The sequence below is a fragment of the Aeromonas sp. Y318-3 genome, assembly GCF_027706185.1.
GTDB lineage: Bacteria > Pseudomonadota > Gammaproteobacteria > Enterobacterales > Aeromonadaceae > Aeromonas > Aeromonas veronii.
Map to the genome: position 1 here is coordinate 1 of NZ_JAPDCN010000004.1, position 19,191 is coordinate 19,191.

Annotated in this window: 15 protein-coding genes; 7 read left to right on the forward strand and 8 right to left on the reverse strand. The window is 59.5% G+C overall.

Going from position 1 to position 19,191, the window contains the following annotated elements; all coding sequences use genetic code 11:
* Nucleotides 1-360: 360 nt before the first annotated feature.
* Nucleotides 361-1,206, reverse strand: coding sequence for a DUF1194 domain-containing protein (locus tag OKB77_RS06620; RefSeq protein ID WP_005360138.1), 846 nt, complete (start codon nucleotides 1,204-1,206; stop codon nucleotides 361-363).
* A 157-nt stretch (nucleotides 1,207-1,363) separates the two neighbouring features.
* On the opposite strand from OKB77_RS06620, the gene OKB77_RS06625 reads away from it, so the two are divergent.
* Together OKB77_RS06625 and OKB77_RS06630 are read left to right on the forward strand one after the other, a co-directional pair.
* Nucleotides 1,364-2,131, forward strand: a complete 768-nt coding sequence (locus OKB77_RS06625) for a hypothetical protein (protein WP_270817205.1) — start codon at nucleotides 1,364-1,366, stop codon at nucleotides 2,129-2,131.
* Complete coding sequence (locus tag OKB77_RS06630; protein WP_270817206.1) at nucleotides 2,118-2,564, forward strand: hypothetical protein; 447 nt, start codon at nucleotides 2,118-2,120, stop codon at nucleotides 2,562-2,564. The genes OKB77_RS06625 and OKB77_RS06630 overlap by 14 nt, the downstream gene beginning before the upstream one ends.
* On the opposite strand, the gene OKB77_RS06635 is transcribed toward OKB77_RS06630, so the two are convergent.
* The 4 genes from OKB77_RS06635 to OKB77_RS06650 are packed head-to-tail and all read right to left on the reverse strand — an operon-like array spanning nucleotide 2,542 to nucleotide 7,518.
* The gene (locus tag OKB77_RS06635) at nucleotides 2,542-3,018 is read right to left on the reverse strand and encodes a hypothetical protein (protein WP_270817207.1); all 477 of its coding nucleotides are present in this window, start codon (nucleotides 3,016-3,018) and stop codon (nucleotides 2,542-2,544) included. The two genes, OKB77_RS06630 and OKB77_RS06635, sit on opposite strands and share 23 nt — an antisense overlap.
* A gap of 11 nt (nucleotides 3,019-3,029) precedes the next feature.
* Nucleotides 3,030-5,570: a hypothetical protein gene (locus OKB77_RS06640; protein ID WP_270817208.1), complete on the reverse strand. Its 2,541-nt coding sequence runs from the start codon at nucleotides 5,568-5,570 to the stop codon at nucleotides 3,030-3,032.
* On the reverse strand, nucleotides 5,567-6,766 hold the full coding sequence (locus OKB77_RS06645; protein ID WP_247822891.1) for a glycosyltransferase: 1,200 nt from the start codon (nucleotides 6,764-6,766) through the stop codon (nucleotides 5,567-5,569). The genes OKB77_RS06640 and OKB77_RS06645 overlap by 4 nt, the downstream gene beginning before the upstream one ends.
* Nucleotides 6,763-7,518, reverse strand: coding sequence for an acyltransferase (locus tag OKB77_RS06650; RefSeq protein WP_247822890.1), 756 nt, complete (start codon nucleotides 7,516-7,518; stop codon nucleotides 6,763-6,765). Before OKB77_RS06650 ends, OKB77_RS06645 begins: the two co-directional genes overlap by 4 nt.
* 299 nt (nucleotides 7,519-7,817) lie before the next feature.
* Here OKB77_RS06650 and OKB77_RS06655 point away from each other — a divergent pair, with 299 nt between their 5' ends.
* From OKB77_RS06655 to OKB77_RS06675, 5 genes are read left to right on the forward strand one after another with little or no spacing between them, the layout of a single operon-like run.
* Nucleotides 7,818-9,137: a lipopolysaccharide biosynthesis protein gene (locus OKB77_RS06655; protein ID WP_247822889.1), complete on the forward strand. Its 1,320-nt coding sequence runs from the start codon at nucleotides 7,818-7,820 to the stop codon at nucleotides 9,135-9,137.
* On the forward strand, nucleotides 9,125-10,531 hold the full coding sequence (locus OKB77_RS06660) for an O-antigen ligase family protein (RefSeq protein ID WP_270817209.1): 1,407 nt from the start codon (nucleotides 9,125-9,127) through the stop codon (nucleotides 10,529-10,531). Before OKB77_RS06655 ends, OKB77_RS06660 begins: the two co-directional genes overlap by 13 nt.
* Nucleotides 10,528-11,112, forward strand: a complete 585-nt coding sequence (locus tag OKB77_RS06665) for a glycosyltransferase family 4 protein (protein WP_270817210.1) — start codon at nucleotides 10,528-10,530, stop codon at nucleotides 11,110-11,112. Before OKB77_RS06660 ends, OKB77_RS06665 begins: the two co-directional genes overlap by 4 nt.
* Nucleotides 11,109-11,798 carry a glycosyltransferase gene (locus tag OKB77_RS06670; RefSeq protein WP_270817211.1) on the forward strand — a complete coding sequence of 230 codons (690 nt, stop codon included), beginning with the start codon at nucleotides 11,109-11,111 and terminating at the stop codon, nucleotides 11,796-11,798. Before OKB77_RS06665 ends, OKB77_RS06670 begins: the two co-directional genes overlap by 4 nt.
* 12 nt (nucleotides 11,799-11,810) lie before the next feature.
* Nucleotides 11,811-12,947: a glycosyltransferase family 4 protein gene (locus tag OKB77_RS06675; protein WP_270817212.1), complete on the forward strand. Its 1,137-nt coding sequence runs from the start codon at nucleotides 11,811-11,813 to the stop codon at nucleotides 12,945-12,947.
* Between the two features lie 44 nt (nucleotides 12,948-12,991).
* Here the strand turns inward: OKB77_RS06675 and OKB77_RS06680 are convergent, their stop codons facing one another.
* The 3 genes from OKB77_RS06680 to OKB77_RS06690 form a co-directional block, all read right to left on the reverse strand.
* Entirely contained in the window at nucleotides 12,992-14,038 is a 1,047-nt protein-coding gene (locus OKB77_RS06680) for a GGDEF domain-containing protein (RefSeq protein WP_270817213.1), read from the reverse strand.
* Between the two features lie 302 nt (nucleotides 14,039-14,340).
* Nucleotides 14,341-17,253 carry an HD domain-containing phosphohydrolase gene (locus tag OKB77_RS06685; RefSeq protein ID WP_270817214.1) on the reverse strand — a complete coding sequence of 971 codons (2,913 nt, stop codon included), beginning with the start codon at nucleotides 17,251-17,253 and terminating at the stop codon, nucleotides 14,341-14,343.
* A gap of 238 nt (nucleotides 17,254-17,491) precedes the next feature.
* Nucleotides 17,492-19,108 (reverse strand): response regulator, encoded by a 1,617-nt coding sequence (locus tag OKB77_RS06690; RefSeq protein WP_270817215.1) that lies wholly within the window; start codon nucleotides 19,106-19,108, stop codon nucleotides 17,492-17,494.
* Nucleotides 19,109-19,191 lie beyond the last annotated feature (83 nt).

Consider the following 19,191-nt stretch of genomic DNA (forward strand, 5'->3'; position numbering starts at 1 on the left):
GGAGTGATGGGCATTTCAAATGCGGACAAAGAGTTCGTGGTGAAGGTGCGATCCACTTGTTCGCACCTTCCCTAGATGACGGTGACTGGGGATGTGGGCTAGTGAATTTGGGTGAGAAAGTATAGCAAACCCTTTAATTGTGATTCACAACGCTCGGCATTTTGGCTTAACTTTAGTATTCACAGCGTAAAAATTGAGGTAAGTGGTAGCATTGCTTATATTTTAATATGGCGTTAAGTGTCATTATGGGCGAACGATAGTTTACAAATTTAATTGAATTTCTGGAAAAGGCGATGCCATGAATACGCCAAAAAAATCAGGGAGCCATAGCTCCCTAATCGCGACACACGGGGTGATAAATCAGCCGATGGCGGGTGCCAGTTGCCCGTTGGCGGGCTGCAGGCGTCCTTGGTTACGGCGCTGATAGCGCCAGGCCAGTAGTAGTGGCATACCGAGCAGCAGCTGGGCGGCCAGCGGGATCTCCTCGATGGGGGCAGCCAGTGCACCTTCCGGAATAATGCCCCCTTCAATTTCGGCCGCCAGTTTGAGCTCCAGCGCATTGCCAAAGTCGGCGAAGGTGGTGGCATTGATCACAAACGCATCCTGACCGCCCGCCACGTTCTCCACATACCACTCTTGCAGCACCCCATCGGCATAGTCCTGACCTATGGTGATGCCGTTGATGGTATCGATGCCGGAGGCGAGCAGTTGATCCCGCACGGTAGAGGTATCCAGCCCGTTGTTCTGGATACCGTCACCTGACACATCCATCACCTGGCGGGCGGCGGTGTAGTTGTTGGTATCAAACTGCTGGGCACCAAAGGCCATGGCCGAACCGGGGGCCGTCATCCCCGCATAGGGGCGGACCAGGGCATCCAGGGTGGCGGCGAAGTTGTTGATGGAGGTCATGTCGTAGAGGTGGAACCAGTCGGTCATCACGCTCTGCTGGGTCGAGCCGCTCCACATCACCATCTGTACCGCAATGGACCCCAGCTTGTCGCCACTGGTGTCGAGGATGGCGCTCTGTACATCCTGACTGTAAAAGGCGTCCACATAGCCCTGTAATTGCAGATTGAATTCCGATGAACTGACGCTGCCCGACACATCCATCAGCAGTTGCAGTTCGGTATCGACTTCGGTCAAGGCGTATGCGGGGGAGGTCACCAACAACATCCCCAGCAGCCCTGCCAACGGTTTGAGTTTCATTGCCCACTCCTTCTCCTTGGCGCTAGTGCCAGCAGGGGGAATGAATAAAGCGTGCCAGCTTTGTTGCATCCTCTGACTTGGCTTGGTCCGGGTGAGGCAGGGCAGGCATGGAACTTGCGACAGCGGTCAAAAGCGCTGATAACCGGCAGGAGTTGCGATGGAGATCCGTCCCTGGCAGTGGGCACCCAACTGGCTGCTACTTGGTTTGGCCAATCAGTGGGGCATGGTGTGGCTCAATATGGGCCACTTCAACCTGCTGGTGGTGTTGCTGATTGCTATCTGGTGGCAAATTGCATCGCGGGTTGCACCGAGCTGGCGCCCGCATCCACTGGCGCTCGCCCTCTTTATCCTGCTGCTCCTGATCCCCAGCGCCAGTTGCAAGGCGCTGGCCTGTCTGCTGTTGGTGGCCTCGCTGTGGCGCCGTCATCAGAGTGGCGATGAGCGGGCGGTGTTGCAGATTGTGCTCGCCTTTACCGTGGCGGTGTTGTGGGGGCAGCAGGTGTTTGCCCTGCTCTCCGGCCCTGTGCTGGCCCTCGACGCCTGGGGGGTGGGCCAGTGGTTGCAGCTGCTGGGCTGGGAGACTCGCCTTGATGGCAATCGCATCGAGCGGCTGGGAGGCCATGCGCTGATTGTGCTCAAGGGGTGCTCCTCGTTTTCTCAACTCTATCTGGTGGTGCTCTCCTGGTTGGTCTCCTGCTGCTGGCTGGCGCCGGATCGGCCCCTCTACCGGCAGTGGCCCATGTTGCTGCTGGTTTGCCTGCTCTATATCGGGGCCAATCAGCTGCGGTTGGTGCTGATGAGTCTGGATCTGCGCTGGTACGGCTGGCTGCATACCGGCTCGCTGGCCCAGCTCTACCAGTGGGCCATCATGTTGCTGGTGATGACCATCCTCTTTATCCGGGGGCGCCGTGATGCATCTATCTAGGGGGTATCTGCTGCTGTTGCTGGTGGCGCTGCTCAGTGCTGCCGCCATGGGCTGGCGTTATCAGAACCGGGCAGTTAACGAGGGGGCCAAGCCCATGCTGCTGGAGCTGGTCCAGCTGGGATGGCGCTTGCGGGTGGCTACGCCGGTATTGGGCGGCACCTATGTCAGCTATCAGCTTGCCCATCCCCGCTGTGACGGCCTGCTGCAGGCCATGCTGGTGGCGCCGGATAGCGAGGCGATGTCAGTGACGCTGGCGGGTGAAGGGATGAGCCAAGGGGTGATGTTTTTAGGCGAGCTGCACCAGAGTCCACCGTTGCTCTCTTACCGTCTGACCCAGGGTTGGCGCAAGTTGTGGGGGCTGACCCCTTATCCCCTCTATCGGGTGGCTTTGCCAACCTCTTGCCTCGGCCTTATTGCGCCGCCGCTGGGGTGACCGACCCCGGTTCACCGTTTGGCAGAATGCGGATCAGCAAGGTATTGGGGGCCAGCATGGGGTCATAGCGGGGCTCCAGTTCAATGGCGCGAGCTCCAAGCAAGCGGGTGAGGGCGGTCAGTCGCACGCTCGCTATCCGCGCACTCTCCAGCATGTCGGTTTGCAGCCCGGGGCCGCTTACCAGCGCAATCCGGGCCGGATCCTTGCGTCCCAAAAACTGATGCAGCTGCTGCTCCTGATCCGCTGGCAGTTGTGTCTCCGCTTGCTGGTACTGCAGTTGCAGCTGGGGCTGTTCGGCCAGCTGCTGTTCCCGCAACTGGTTGAGGATTGGCAGGGTCTCATTGACCGGCTCCTGACGGGCGCAACCGGTGAGGATCAGCAGCGGCAACATAAGGGGCAACAGGCGGCGCTGGGCGCTGTCTTTGGCTGTGGAGCGGGGAGTCTGGTTGGCCATACGCAGTCACTTCAGGAGGATGAGTTGGCACCAGTTTGCAATGTTTTCAATCCCTTGGCCAGTTGTTCAATCTCGCGGCGCCACTGGATCCAGGCGGCTGAGGGCAGTTGCTCTGCCACCTGCCAGCGGGTCGGCAGCTGATCCCGCAGGCGCTCCAGCAGCAGGGCGGCTTCCACCTGATAGCGGGCCTCCTGCTCCAGCCAGGCGAGCCAGCGCAGATCCTCGATGGCTTGCTGCAACAGCAGCAGATCGTGAGAGAGGCGGTGCGCCTCGCAGGCTTGCGGGCCGAGCAGCATAAAGTCGCTCTCCCGCCCATCGGTGGGGTCATAGGGCAGGGCGGTGGGCATGCGGCCATGCCACTGCAAATAGCCCTCGGCGCCGCTTTGCCACAGATAGAACCCGGCGGCTCTCGGGGTGCCCAGATTGTAAAACCAGGGGGTGACCTTGTGTTGGCGCACCCGCGCCACATCGGCCTTGTCGGCGCCAAAACCTGCGTTGATCAGGGCAATCTCCACCTCTACCAGCAGACTAGCCTGACCCGGATGATTGAAGTGGCCTGCGCGGATCACCGCCGGATCTCGCCGTTTCATCTCCCGCGCCAGGGTGGTGATGGCGGGCAGGGTTGCAAGATCCGGCTCATCAAACAGGCTCCATGCAAGCGGGGGCAAGCCGCTGGCGGTCAGCCCCTGTTGCCGCGCCAGCCACTGATCAAGCTGGTTGGCAGGGTCTCCCCCCCAGCGTTTGAGCGGGGTATAGGCCAGCAGGGGCGGCACAAAGCCGAGCCCGGCCGCCTCTCCCATGATCTCCTTCATCCCCGCTTCATCCTGTGGCAGGGCGGGCGAGAGGCCGCTGATCCCGAGCTTGGCGAGCCGCTGCAGGTCGCAGCGACTGGCCGCGGCGATCTGCTCTTTTAACGCCTCGGGGTTGGGGCTCAGCCAGTTGAGATAGGGGGGCGCTTCGACATAGATGCCGACCGGCTTGCTGGCCGCGGGCAGGGTCAGCGGCAGCACCTCGATAGTCAGTGGCAGCTGCACCAGTTGCTGTTGGCTGAGCAGCTGAATATTGCCCAGATAGCGCCCCGCCGGGGCGTCTCTGGGGACGGTCATTTGCAGCACCAGACGCCGAGGTGCGTCTGCCAGCAGGGTGAGCCCGGCGATCCCCTCGACCAGCTCCTGATCCGAGGGAGCCAGCAGGGTGCCGCTCGCCTGCGGGCGAACCAGATGCCACTTGCCGTAATAGGGGGTCAGCGCCAGCGGCGATCCTGCCTGCTCGGGGGGCTGGATCACCAGCAAGGGGGTCGGATCGTCGGTGGCGGCGTGGATGGCAAATTCCAGCAGCAGCTTGCTGCCACGGGCGGCCAGCACCGGTTGTGCAGCCTGCTGCAATGCATCGGCCGCAGATGCCGGGGCGATCTGCAGGGTTGGGGCGGCATCCGTAATCGGCGTGAGGCTGAGCTGCTGCGAAGCTGGGGCTGGGGTTGGGGAATAGGGGGCCAGAGTCCACTTTTCCAAAAACAGCTGGCGCTGCTTGGTCAGCACGCTTGCGGTAGCGTCGGCCAATACGGCGAGATCTTTTCCACTATTCGGGAGAGCCTCTTTGCGGGTGCTGGCCGGATAGGGGGCAAGCAGCAGCCCCGCCAGGTATTTGGCATCCGGTGAGTGACCCACCAATGTGATAGTGAGCGGGCCGCCGGGGTGGTTCAGGGTGACATGAACCGGGCCGCCCTGTCGTGCCCCGAACAGCTGCCAGGGATCCGGATTTGGCAGTGCCTCGCGAGATTGCCCCGCCAGATAGCGCTGCGTTAGCCACTCCTGCGGTTGCCACTGCTCGGCCCAGATGGGCTCGCCATTGACCAGCACGCTGCGCTCGAAGGGGTGGGGCAGGTACTCCCATTCACCTGGGTCATCCAGCCAGAGGGTGAGCTGGTAGCGCCCCTTGGCGACCTCCAGCCGTACGCCATCCAGATTGCGCAGCCCATCGCGCACAAGGGCATCGCCGGAGGGGCGCAAGATGGGGGTGGGATGGCCAATCAGCCGGGGATCCCCCGGGCTCAGGGGCTCAAAGCCGGTAAAGCGGGGGGCGGTGGAGGCCCCCAGATCCAGCGCAATGGTGCCATCAGGCAGAGTCAGACCGGGCACCCAGTACCAGCGGTGAATGGTCATGGAGGGGGCGTTATCGGCCATAAAGAGATAGAGCTTGGTGAGTTTGTCCAACGCCAGCGCTCTGGGTTGGCTGGTGCGCCACTCGCTCAAGGCAAAGCGCTGGGTGAAGGGGCCGGGTGCGACAATCCGCTCCAGATTGACCCGGCTGCGGTAGTTGACCGAGGCCTCGTCGTCGATACGCAGGATCAGGGTTTGCGGGTGGGCGCTGGGGTTATGGCCCTCGATCACCAGTTCATCATCGCTGCCTATTGGCCAGTTGTGGGTGCTCAGATCGAGCCGCTGGGGTGTCTGGTTACTGGTTAGGGGCAGCGGGGTCTGCCCCTCCAGCCGGGTAGTGGCCATTGCTGCATTGGCGCAGAGCAGGATAACCAGCCAGAGCCCTCTGCTCATCCGGGCAGCCCCTTCAACCAGTTGTTCAGCTCGGCAGCCTTGTGATCCCAGCTTTGCAGGGCCACCTGCTGTTGGCGCGTGTGGCGCCCTTCGCTGCGGGTGAGCCCCTCCCAGCCACTCTCCTGAAACCAGCCCGGATTGGATTGATCAAAGGCGGCCCGATTGATGGCCTGGGCCAGGCTCTCCCCATCGTGGGGGAGCTGGATCTGATCCCGATAGCCATCGAGAGCCGGAAAATCGGTGCTGACGATAGGGCGCCCTGCGGCCAGATACTCGCGCAATTTCAATGGATTGCAGGCACGGATCTGGGCGTTGTCGACAAAGGGCAGCAGACTCACCTGCCAGTGCTGGGCATAGGCCGCCAGCGTGTGGTGGGGACGGGGCCCCAGCAGATGGATATTGGGGAGCCCCTTGAGGGGGGAGATATCGGTCTGGACCGGGCCAATCAGCACCAGATCCCAGTGGGGCAGGGCGGCCGCCGTCTCTGCCAGCAGGGGGATATCAATCCAGTCGCTCAGGCTGCCGTAAAATCCGGCAATGGGACGGCCGGAAGGGAGATCCGCCGGGCGTTCTCTGGGGGGCATAAACAGCTCGAGATCCACCCCGTGGCTGAGGAGCCGGGTTTTATGGGGGGGAAAGCGGCTGGCCAGCGCGGGGCTGGCGGCCAGAATGAGATCGGCTTTTTCCACCAGTCGGGCTTCGCAGTGGGCAATGGCCTGATGATCCACCCCCGCCAGCGCCGAGAAGTCATCGCCGCAGTAGTAGATCACCGCCCGCTCTTCGAGCTTGCCAATCAGATCGACGGCGCTGGGCAGGGAGATCCAGAGCAGGGGGCGATCCAGCTCGGGCAGCTGACGCCGGATCTGCGCCGCCAGCCAGTGGCCATTGATCTTGCCCGCCAGACGACTGCCCGGCAGCGGCAAGGCGAGCGGCGGCAGTACCTGGGGGCTGCTGGCGTCGACTGGCGCAACCGACTGGCCGCCAGCATGGCGCGCGCCGCGCAGCACCGCCCCCAGTTTGCGGACGATACGGGTGAGATCATGAAGGGTAAAGCGGGGACAGCGCATGCCGATGGAGTTGACCCAGAGCACTTGATAATCAGGCAACAGACGCTTGATCAAGTGCTGGGTGCTGGAGGGGTGCTGGCCCCAATCCTCTCCCAATACCACCAGCTGCGGCAGTGAGTGTGGTTTCATGCAAAGGTCTCCGAGGCGTGTGCGAGGTCGCTGTGATCTTGTGGCTGCAAGGGGCGCAGTACGGTGGCCGGTACACCCGCTGCCAGCACGCCAGCGGGCAGATCCCGGGTGACGACGCTGCCAGCGGCGACAATGGTGCCGGTGCCTATGGTGACACCGGCCATCACCATCACCCCGGTGCCAAGCCAGACATCCTGCTCCAGCACAATGGCCCCCACCTGTTCATCGCGATCCGGCAGGCCCCGGGCGCGATCGCGGGCGTTGACCGGGTGCCCCGGGTAGCCTGCCAGAAAGGCACGCCCTGCAATCCGGACGTTATCCCCCAGCACTATCTTGCTGCCCACCGCCAGGGTGGTTTGCCAGCCAATCCCGACATTGCGGCCAATGACCAGCCTTGGTGTCTGGCTCGATGCGCGGCCGCTGATGGTCATGGCGGCGCTGAGGCGGCAGTCGGCACCAATCTCGATGGTGACCGGACCGCTGATATAGGGGATGCCACCATAGAGATAGAGGCGCGGGGCGGGGGCCGTGAGGCGAGATTGAAACAAGGGGGTCCACCAAAGGGTGCGGGTCAGGGTCGCCAGCGCGTTGCTGATCAGCAGATAGAGCCGATAAAGCAGCCGATGCAGGGGAGGGATCACGGGGAATGACCAGTGGCGGGCACTTTTGGCCAGGCGCCATACCCGGCGGGCCAGTGGCGTTTCCCCCTGTTTGGCCCAGCTTTTCATCCGGTGCAGGTTGATGGTGTTCATGGCGACTTCTCCCTCTAGTGCAGTCCGTTGCTCGCTATGCAGAAAGCAGGGATCGGGCCAACAGGACGACCCCGGTGGGAGCGAGCTAAATGGGGCTAAGAGGAGGGGCAGATTGCGCCGGTCGGTGCAATTTGCAGCCAGCGTTGTGCAAAACGCAAATGCCAGTCTCATTCTGGGCTTGTTCAGGCCGGTTAAGCTGCACAGAGGGGCTATCGCTTCAGGGCGGGAGTGAGTGGCGTGGGCTTTGCATTAGCGGTAGCTGACCCGGAGCAGGATGCTTCGGGTGGCTGGGAGGCCCTATGAAACTTGGTGTGAACCAGATTGCCATGCTCTATTACGCCGGCGGCTTGCTCCTGATGAAGGGGATCTCCCTGCTGATGCTGCCGGTGTTGACCCATCAGCTGCTGCCTCGTGAATACGGCCAGCTGGAGGTGCTGCTGACCCTCATCAATCTGGGTTCCCTTATTTTGGGCTTCGGGCTGGTGGATGCCCTCTACCGCTTTGCCGGATTGGCGAAAGATGAGCAGGAGCGCCAGCAGGTGGTGGCCCGCATGTTTGGTCTGGTCTGGCTGATCGCCCTGGCCAGTCTGGTGCTGCTCTGGCTGCTGGCACCTCTGGTGCAAGCCGGGCTGCCGGTGGAAACCCGCCTTGCGGATGTGCGCTGGGTGCTTTGCGCCCTGCCGTTTGAAGGGGTGATCGGCGTGCCGCTGGCATGGCTGCGGATGCGCAATCAGGCCCGGCTCTTTTTCGTGGCGACCGCAGGAAAGGCGGTGATCCAGTCGATTCTGACCGGCTGGTGGCTCTGGCTCGGCTGGGGCGTGAGCGGGGTGCTGGCCTCCGGCACCCTGACCTGCGTTGCACTGGCGTTGCTGCTGAGCCTCTGGCAGTGGCGAGATAGCGGGATCCGCTTTGACTGGCAGCACTATCGGCCGCTGCTGCGCTATGGATTGCCCCTGGTGGTGAGCGGGCTGGCAGGTTTTGCCCTGAGCGGACTGGATCGCTGGCTGCTGGCCGATGTGGTGGGGGAGGCGCTGCTCGCTTACTACGCCGTAGCGGGCAAGCTGGCGCTGGCGGTGGGGTTGTTGCTGCAACCCTTTGCCCTCTGGTGGTATCCCCGCCGTTTCATGCTGCTGCGCGAGCCGGATGGACTGCGACTCAATGCCCACTACAGCGTGATGGGGTCGGTGCTGGGGTTTGTTACCGCGGGGATTGTCGGGCTTACCGCCCCCTTGCTTATTCGCTGGCTGACCCCGGAGAGCTATCACGGGGCGATCGCCTATATTCCGCTGCTGGTGCTGGGCATGGCGGTGCGCAATGTTTCGGACTTGCTCAATGTCGGCTGCTTTAGCGGCGAGAAGAGCAATGCCCAGATGGTGATCAATCTGGGCTGCAGCGCTCTTGGGGTCGCAGGCTTTCTGCTCGCCATCCCCCCCTTCGGGGTTGCCGGGGTGAGCTGGACTCTGCTTTTGGTCTATCTGGTACGGGCGCTGGCCTTTTATCTGGTTAGCCAGCGGTTGCTGCCGCTGCCGTATCGCCTCTCGACCCTCTGGGCCAGTTCGCTCGGGGCGCTGGCGATGGTCTGGCTCGGCCAATGGTGGGCAGGATCATGGCTCGTCTAACGCCGGCCATCTGGGCAAGCGCCATCTGTCTGGTGCTGGCTCTGCTCTGGTGGCGGCTGCCCCATCCTTTGCTGCTGCCGGTGCTCGGCCTTGCCATTCCCGCCATCTGGTTTGCCCTGCGCTGGCCCTTCTTGATGGTGCTGGGGTTTGTCACCTTCTCCTTTTTTCGGCTGCATGAGGTGTTCCCCCAGCTCTATCCCCTCAAGATCCCGCTGCTCTTCTCGCTGGCCGCCATCGGCGCGCTGGTCTGGCACATTTTGCTGACCGGCCGGATCAAGCCCTACTGGAGTCCAGCCCTGAGCTGGCTGACGGCCTTCTTTGTGATGGTCTCCATCGGTGTGCTGTTTGCCAGCAACCGGGGCGAGGCGATCGCCACCTGGACCGGCAGCTACAGCAAGATCTATCTGATGACCCTGGCCACCGCCTGGCTGGTGCGCACTCCGGGGGATTTTGCGCTGGCGGTGCGTACCTTCGTGGTAGCGGGCTGTCTGGTGGCGCTGGTGGCCCTCTACAACAAGGCGAGCGGGATCGGGCTGGTGGAGGGCACCCGGGTGACCATAGGGCGCGAGCTGGGCTCTGTGCTGGGGGATCCCAACGATCTGGCTCTGGTGCTGCTCTTTCCTGCCGGCTTTTCATTGAGCTTGCTGCTCAATCAGGGCAATGGGGTGGGGGGGCGTTTGCTGGGGGGGCTTGGCTTTGCGCTGACCGCCGCCGCCATTATCGCCACCCAGAGCCGGGGTGGTTTGCTGGGTATCTGCGCCGTTGGTGGCCTGTTTGCCTGGCAGCGGGTGAAGTCGAAAACCCTGTTGATCTCGCTGGGTATGGTCGCGCTGGTGGTGCTGTTTGCCGCCGCCGGGATCATCGACCGGGCATCTGGCGGCGCCGCCGAGAGTGGGGTCGATGCCTCGGCCATGGGGCGGATCTACGCCTGGCAAGCAGCCTGGGGGATGGCGCTGGGCCATCCGCTGGTAGGGGTGGGCTTGTCCAATTTCTATTACAACTACTTCTTCTACAGCCCCCATTGGGATGGACTCAATCATGCGGTGCACTCCACCTGGTTCGGGGTGCTGGCTGAAACCGGCTTTGTCGGGCTGGCGCTGTTTATCGGCATGGTGACGGTGACCCTGCGCAGTTGCTGGCGTTGCCAGCTTGCTGGCATGCCTCCTGCAGTGATCACGGCGATGCAGGGGGTGATGGCCAGCATGGTGGGGTTTGTGATTTCGGGATCCTTCCTGACCCAGGGGTTTACCTGGCCCATCTATCTGGAGTTGGCGCTGGCCGTCGCCGCCATCAAGTACGTGCAGCAGGCGGCCACAGAGGTGAAGGCCACCGCTGAGGATCATCAGGAGGCAACCCGGTTGCCGCCAGTGCCACCAAAGGGAGCAAGAGGATGAACGCAACCCCTGTTTTGCTGGTTCACTACGGAGAGGACTGGATCCGCGGCAGCGAACGCTGCCTGCTGGATTTGCTGGCCCACCTCGATCGCAGCCGGTTTACGCCCCTGCTCTGGTGCAATAGCCCGACGCTGGCGGCAGAGGCGGCCACCCTCGGGGTAGAAACCATGGTTGAGCCGTTCAGCCTGCTGCTGGGATGGCAGGCGCCCCGCTTTGATCTTGCTGCCCATCGGCGCCTCTCCCGGCAAGCCAGAGAGCTCATCACCGAACGGCAGATTGGGCTGGTACATGCCAACAGCGCGGCCCCTTGTCAGTGGCTGGCGGGTGTTTGTCGGGCGTTGCAGGTGCCGCTAGTGTGTCACCTCCATGCCCGTTATCAGCCCAGAGACAGATTCAGCCTGCGGGTCCATCAGGCAAGCGTAATGATTGGGGTGAGCGAGCCGGTATTGACCGGTTGGCGCCAGGATGGCTGCGCGGCCGATCGGTTGATCCGGATACCCAACGGGGTGGATGCCGCTCGCCTGAATGGCGGTGCTCACTGGCCGGTCGTCGGCATGCTGGGCTTGCCCCGGGGGATATGATCATCGCAACCGTCGGCTCATTGATCAAACGCAAGGGGATTGATCTGCTGATCCGCTCGCTGGCTGCCCTGATGGCATCGGGGGAGGAGGCTCAGTTGCTGATTATTGGCAGCGGTCCGGAGCGGGAAGCATTGATGGCGTTGGCTGTCGAGCTCGGGGTGGCCGAGCGGGTCCACTTTCTCGGCGAGCGGCCGGACAGCGCGGCTATCTTGCGGGGCGGGGTGGATCTGCTGGTCTCCGGAGCCCGTGAGGAGGTGTTTGGTCTGACGTTGGCGGAGGCGGGCATGTTGGGGCTTCCGGTCAGTGCCTATCGGGTGGGCGGCATCCCCGAAGTGGTGGAGGAGGGGGTGACCGGCTTGCTGGCAACCCCGGGGGATTGGGCCGAGATGGCTGATCACTGGCGGCAATTGAGCAATCCGCAGCGCCGATGTGAAATGGGGCGGGCCGCTAAGTTGCGTGCCGCACAGTTGTTCACGGTGGCGCGCTACGTTGACGAGGTCACGGCGGTTTGGGACGCCGCGCTGGCTGGTCGTTGGCACGCAACGGCCCCCACACCCTTCCGACCACTCATTCATTGGGCGGGGCAACGACTCCTTGCCAGAGGTCGCAATATGCTGGCGAGTGGGATGGCAAAAGTGGCGCAAAAAGTGCAACTGGGGTTTGGCCGCCGCAAGGTGCCAGAGTAAGGGAGCAGCAAGATGAGCATGCAAACTGAGCCGGTGTTTGGAAAGATCATCGTCGTGGATCCCATCCCGTTTCGCGGTGGCTCCAAGGTTGCGACCGAAGTGCTGCTCGATGAGTTGGCCAAGCGGATGCCCGGGCTCACATGCCATGTGTTGACCCAGGATCCCGACTCCTGGTCCCGTTGTCAGCATCATCCTCTTTGGCTGCCCCACATATTGAAGGGGCGGGAGTCCGGCATCGGCTATCTGCTCAAACAGGGGTGGCAGACCCTGCTGATCCTCTGGCTGGTGCTGCGCTTGGGGCAGGTGAAGTGTCTGGTAGCTGCGTCCGGGCCGGGGGTGGATCTCTGCTGTTACTGGGCGGCCCGCTGGTTACGGTGCCGGGTGGTTCAGCTGATCCATGGCCCTGTGGGATGCTCGGGGCTCTCTGCCAGAGCCTTGCAACGGGCGAATTTTGTCTTTTATCTGGAATCGACACGCAGCTCCCTGGCTGCATTGCTGGCCCGGCTTGGCGAGACCGAGTTCCCGTCATACTGGCAGCCATTTACCAACGGCTTGAGCGAGATTGATTGGCCCAAAGCGACCCTGGGGGGGCCTCGTATTTTGTGGGCGGCCTCGTTGCTGCGCTGGAAGGGACTGGAGACCATGCTGGCCGCCCATCAGATGATCCCTGATGCTCGCCCCGAGCTAATGGTGTGCTATCTGCAACCCAAGGGCACGCTGCAGCCCTGCAGCCAGCCTCAGCCACAGCTGCCAGACACGCACTGGTATGCCAACCCCGCCAATCTTGACGAGATCCGATCTCAATGCGGCATTTTTGTCTCCACCAGTCACCAGGAGCCGTTTGGTCTCTCCATTCTGGAGGCCATGGCGGCAGGATTATGCGTAGTGATCCCGGCCGATGGCGCCTGGTGGGATCGACACCTCACCGATGACGTGAATTGCCGTAAATATCAGCCAAACGATCCCGGCGATCTGGCGCGGGTGCTGGCCAGCATCAATGCCATGCCCGACGTGGTCAAGCGACTTGGCCATCATGCCCGCCTGCATGCCATGGTCCATTACAACGCGGCAGATACCTATCAAAGTACACTGGATCTGTGGGAAGGTATGTTGCGATGGGATGCGTTGAGCCTTGCCGTGCATGGTTAGCGCGCAGTGGTTCCCCACGGGGAGGATGGTCACGCATGAGGGACTTATGGGCAGACTGGTTGTGGAAGGCTGGGTGACTCCGCCACTCTGATGCAGTTACGGCCGGATGATTTGGCGGTGTAGAGCGCAGCATCAGCCAGTTTTACCAGCTCAGACGGCTGCCAGTGACTCGATGGTCTGAGGCAGGCAACACCCATGCTAACTGTCACCAGACCGGTGGTATTTTGTGCGTGTGGCTGCGCGAGTGCAAAAATCAGCCGCTGGATATGTTGGGCAATTTCATAGGCGGATTGACGCTCGACATGTGGCAGCAGGATGACAAATTCCTCTCCGCCGTAGCGGGCCACCAACTCCCCCGAGCGGCGCCCGGATTGCGCCAGGGTATGGGCCAGCAATCGAAGGCACTCGTCACCGGCAACGTGGCCATAGAGGTCGTTGAACTGCTTGAAATGATCGATGTCGAGCATGATGAGCGCAATCGGCATCTCTGTCTGAATACAGCGCTCCCAGGCCTGGTTCAATGAGTTGTCGAACAGACGACGGTTGCCGATGTTGGTGAGCCCGTCGGTATTGCTGAGCGCTTCCAGTTTCCGGTTCGCTTCCGCCAGCTCCTTGGTTCTGAGCTCGATAATGAGCTCCAGCTCATGTTGGCGCTCCTCCAGACTGGTCATTGGGTAAATTTCGCTTTCCCGAGCCGCACTGTAAGGGATTGAGATACTGCTGTGAGCAATTTTCCACGCCATGGCTTCGTGTCGAAAAATCAATACCAGTCTGGCGGTTCTGCGGGAGAGGATAGGTTCTGATTTCGGTAGATGGATATGAAAGAAGGCGGTGACAGCCACCACATCCGCGGCCAGATCTTGCAGGGTCACATCGAGTATTTCCAGGCGGATCCTGCCCGGGATCTGGGCAAAATCGCGGCGGGTTATCCGGATCCACTCATCCCTATCGGTAACCAGAACATCACTGCTGCCGGCAAAGCCGCTGAAATTGTCGCTAAATCGCGTGGTGAGCCGATCATCCCGTGATGAATACATCTCGATGTACTCATCAAACAGTGAGCGGATCAACAGTTCCCGTTCAGTGGTCATTGCACTGGGCCCATGTGAAGTGGTCACGTTTTTCAAACGTTCGATTGAACTATAGTCAATTATGTCATTTTAATTGGCTATCTATCTTGATTTTTCTCGTTTTTTTGTTCGATTACCGTTATTGGCAAGTGTCCGTAAGGTCAGTCAGAACAAGGTGCCATGGAGAGGATTAGCATGGCTGTCCGGTGCATATCCTCCCCATCTCTATTACGCATCGGGGTGACCACCGGTGACAAGACGGCGGGTCTGCATGCAGATCCCCAGACTGCAGGCATCAGGTAACCCAGAGTGCCTCGCGGCGATCAATGGCTGGCGAGATAGGGGCTGATATCCACCTCGTCAATGAGCTCCGGGCTCATGTAACGCTTGGCATAGCGCAGGTAGACGCCAGAGTGGAGAAAGAGCGCAAACAGCTCGGGGTCGATATGGTGATCCTGTTGCATGAATCCCATGATGCGGATGGCCTCCGAAAGAGATTTGGCTTTCTTGTAGGGGCGATCGCCGGCGGTCAGCGCCTCGAAGATATCGGCGATGGCCATCATCCGGGCAGGGATGCTCATCTCGTCCCGTTTCAGCCGCTTGGGATAACCAGTGCCATCCATCTTCTCATGGTGTCCCCCTGCGATTTCCGGCACCTGTTTCAGGTTGGCGGGGAAGGGGAGTTTTTCGAGCATGATGATGGTCTGGATCATGTGCTCGTTGATCTTGTAGCGCTCCTCATCTGTGAGGGTGCCCCGGCGGATGGTGAGGTTGTAGAGCTCGCCGCGGTTATAGAGGTATTCAGGGGTGTTGACCTGAAATCCCCAAGGGTTGTCAGGGGCAAGGCGGTCGCGGTTGCTGCGGGTGAAGAGGTGATCCGGGCGATCGGCCAACAAGGGTTCGGTGACCGGCAGCGGTGACTCCGCGGCCCGCTGTTTGCGCGCCAGTTCATCCTGAGAGATCCCAATCCGATCGGAGAGCGTGCGCTGCCAGGTGCGGCCCGCGATCTGCTGCAGCCTTGCAATATCCTCTGTGGCCATAAATTCGCCCCCTTCGTTGCAACGGGCGATAAAGGCAAACTCCTCATCCAGCTGTTGCCACTGCTGTTGCAGCGTGGCCTGTAACGTGGCCTCATCACCCCCATGGAGACGTGCCTGCCAGTAGGCAATCTCGGCATCCCGTTTCAGCACTTCAAAACGCATCCTGACCTCGTGAATGCGATCGCACAGGGTTTCCAGCTTGGTGGCCTTGTCGACCACAAACTCCGGTGTGGTGACTTTGCCGCAGTCGTGCAGCCAAGCCGCGATATGTATTGCTTCCCACTGTTTTTCATCGAGCGAGAAGTGTTGGAAGGGGCCCTCCTTGGCCTCACATGCCGCTTCTGCCAGCATCTTGGTCAGTTCGGGGACTCGTTGACAGTGGCCACCGGTATAGGGGCTCTTGGCATCGATGGCCCCTGCGATGAGCTGGATAAAGGCTTCCAGCAGATTGCGCTGCTCCTCCAGCAGTCGCTGGGTGGTGAGTGCCACAGCGGCGGTGGAAGAGAGCGCGTTGACAAATGCCATCCGCTGCGGGGTCAGTGACTTCTTCCGTTCATCGATCAGAAACACCAGGGTGCCGAGCAGTTGGCCATCACGGTTTTTCAGGGCAATCGGCCAGAAGGTCAGTGGTGTGTCGCTCTCCTCGATGTAGGGAAACAGGATCTGCAATTCGCTGGTGACCAATGCAACGGGTTCCAGTTCTACCCCTTGCAAGCTCTGGAACAGTGGATGTTTTGGCTGATTGAGGGTTCCGATACTGTGGATCGGCGTTTGCTCCTGCACCTCGCCATTCCAGCATAACCCTGCCAGATCCAGTGTCTTGTTGCCGCTATCGGAGAGGTAGAGCATGCAGCCTGTTGCACCGGTCAGTTGCTGCATTTCGGTGAGCAGCCGCACCAGCAAGCGGGGGAAACTGGTCTCGCTGGAGAGGGAGGTGGAAAGCTGCAAAAAGCGCTGGATGGTCGATTTCATGTCGCCCATGGCCTGGGAGAGATCGATGATTTCAGCAATATAGGAGTTGACCCTGACCGGGTCGTTGAAGTCGAAGTGGGCGATTTTTCCTGCTTCTTGAGTCAGGTCATCAAGGGGCCTGGCGGCGGTTCTGGCCAGCTTGATGGCCGCGAACAGGGCAAAGATCAGGAAGATGCCCGACAGAAGGAAGGTCTGATTGCGAATGGTGAAGGCGGTGACCAGCAACTCATCGACAGGTGCTGCAATCCAGAGGGTTAATTTTGACCCATCGGCTTCCGGTAAAGTGATACGCATTCCTTGCCAATCATTGCCCTCTGATTTAAAGGAAAGACTATCTGCCTTCTGATTCTGACTGGCATTCATCAAGTGTTGGATCATAGGCAGGTCGGCTTCGGTCACTCTTGCAAGTCGATAAGCGCCATGTTCATGAATCACCATCCCACCTTTATGACTTGTCATTAGCTCGCCCTGCTCATTGACGATGGCTAGACGCATATTGGGGGTTATCTTGGCGGATTTGAGCAGGCGCTCGATAGCTCGGAGGTTCAGGCTCATCCCTATGACGCCAGCCCCATTTTGCATTGGTTCGGCAAAACTCAGGTACATCTCCTGAGTATCGTGCGAGATATAGAGAGGGGATTGCACCAACTGTCCACTCTGCTTGGCCTGAATAAACCATGGATGCTCTATTGGATCAAAAAATTGTCCTGATTCCTCTTGCCGTTCAATGATGGTGAGATTGTCGGCCAGCGCGAAGGTCTCCGTAAGAGTGGTTGCCTCTTGATGCCGGATGCTCTTCACGATCCAGCGGGTATTGGCGGGCGGCGTTAGGTGTTGTACCTCGGTGTCGGCAGGCCAGCGCATGAGCCAGAATAGATCGCCGTTGTTGTAACCGGCATACACCGCGTTGGCAGAAGGTTGTCCTTTGAGCAGGGTTGTCATGTAGGGAAGGCTGGCCATTCGCTCTGACAGGGTCTTGGCTTCGGTCAGGCGCTGTTGGGCGAGCAGATTGACGCTTAAAGCTGAGGTGCTGAACAGCCCTTCTAAAGCCTGAGTGGTGATTTGGCCAATCAGGGTGAATCTGTCTTCTGCCTCTTTCATCAGCATGGTTTTGGTTTGCCGATATTGGTGACCAAGAGTGATCAAGGCAAACACCAGCAATAAACCCAGAAAAAGATGGGCAATATGAACATACAAGGGGATAACGCGGCGAATGAGACTCATGTTATCTCCTTAATGGATGGGTTTGTTGAGTGGGGTATAAATGAGATAACCCAACAGGATAATGGGTAGCTTCATGGTGTTCGCCCTTGCTGCTTGCATTAAAGAGACCCCGTTGCGTAAACCACCAGATGACGATAAATGGAAAGGGGTGATAAATCCTTTTGTTTATTCACCCATCGCAGTAGCCAAAAATGATCCACGGCGATGTTACCGCAGAGTTCTGTGAACGTGATTCTTTTCACTCTGGAGATGGATTGAAACCCTCTTTTTGCGGGAAGGACGCCGAGATATTCAGCAGCCTGGTTTCTTCATCCAGCGACACAGTAACGGTGGCGCCATGAGCTTCCAGCATGATTTTGCCATGATAGCCATTGTGACTGTGTGCTTCTTTGTTGTTATTAGATGATGGGAATCTGTCGAACAGAGAGAGGACATTGTTGATATCCAGCAAGGTCGAGCTATCAATATTTAAAATAATGCTGTCGGGATATTTCAGACAGACAATTTCCACGCAGGAGGAGGGCGCCGCATGCTCACAAGCGAGCCGTGTCAATATTTGAAACGCGGAATAACAGAGAAATTCGTCACCTGCGATGAATAGCTCGTCATAGAGGTAATTTTTGGGTTTGGTCAGCTTGATATCGAGCTTTTTCCCGGCATAGAGATTTTTGAATTGCACCGAAAGCCGGTTGAAAATATTAAAGAGCTGGACTTTACCCGCTTTCAAAACAAAGGTGCCGGTTTCAATCTGGTAAATCTCGCTGGCCAGCCGGGTCAATGCCAGTGCATCGCCTACAGATTTTCTGGTGATGGATAGCTGGGTTTTTTGGAGCATGTTGAGCGATGAGTCGGCCGCTAGCTCTTCCAGCAGGTGTAGCGCGTTGAGCAGGGGCTCCCGAATTTCATAGCGGATATTGAACTCGAGGCTCTCTTTGAGCGCATTGAGCTCAAGCATCTGATCGAACTCTTTTTGCAGATCTCTTCTGGCATGCACCAGCCGCATCAGATTGGCAATGCGAAAACGCAGCATCTCGATGTCGATCGGCTTGGTGATAAAATCGACGGCCCCCAGTTTCATCGCCCGTTTACGGGAATAGATATCATCCAGTGCCGTCATAAAGACGATGGGGATGTGCTCAGAGTGGGGATGTTCACGCAAAATTCTGGCGACATCGAATCCGTTCAGGTTGGGCATCATGATATCGAGCAGCACCAGATCGGGTGGATTATCCGATTGGCAGATCCTGATCGCTTTTTCGCCACCCTTGACCAACTTGAGATGAAACTCTTTGCGAAATACCGAGGTGATCAGCATCAAATTATCTGGAACATCGTCAACCACCAGAATGGTTGGACTATCCTGATTGCTGGCGACCAGATCGCTGTTGGAAAAACGGTGCAAACGACCGAATTCAAATTGTGAAAGTGGGGGCTGCGACTGGCTGGTTGCCAACAGCAGCCGAGTGATCCTGGTTTTAAGGGTATCGGGCTTGAGCGGGGTCAAGATAATGTCAGAGACTTTCGCCTGGACAAATTGTTCGATCAATGGGCGATCTGTCCCTGAGGTCAGGGTCAAAAATGGCAGTGTGTGATGAGGTGCCCTACTGCGAATATTTTTCAGCAGCGTGAGCAAGTTTGCCGAATCGAGATCGATATTGCAGATGATCATGGCGGCAGGGCCATCAGCCACGCAACGTTCCAGCGCCTCGACACTCTCCACCACCGTAATCTGGCTTATGCCAATGGCTCGTAACTGATTGCATAGAGCATCGCTGTGCACATTATCTTTTTCCAGTACCAGCGTGGGCCCGGAAATTATTTTTGCTATGTCCATATGGCTATCTGATGTGCCCATCTGTCGCTGTATCCTGCCAGCTCATTTTGAGCATGATAATATAGGGTGCATGACCCTGGTCAACCGATACCTCTGCTACCTTG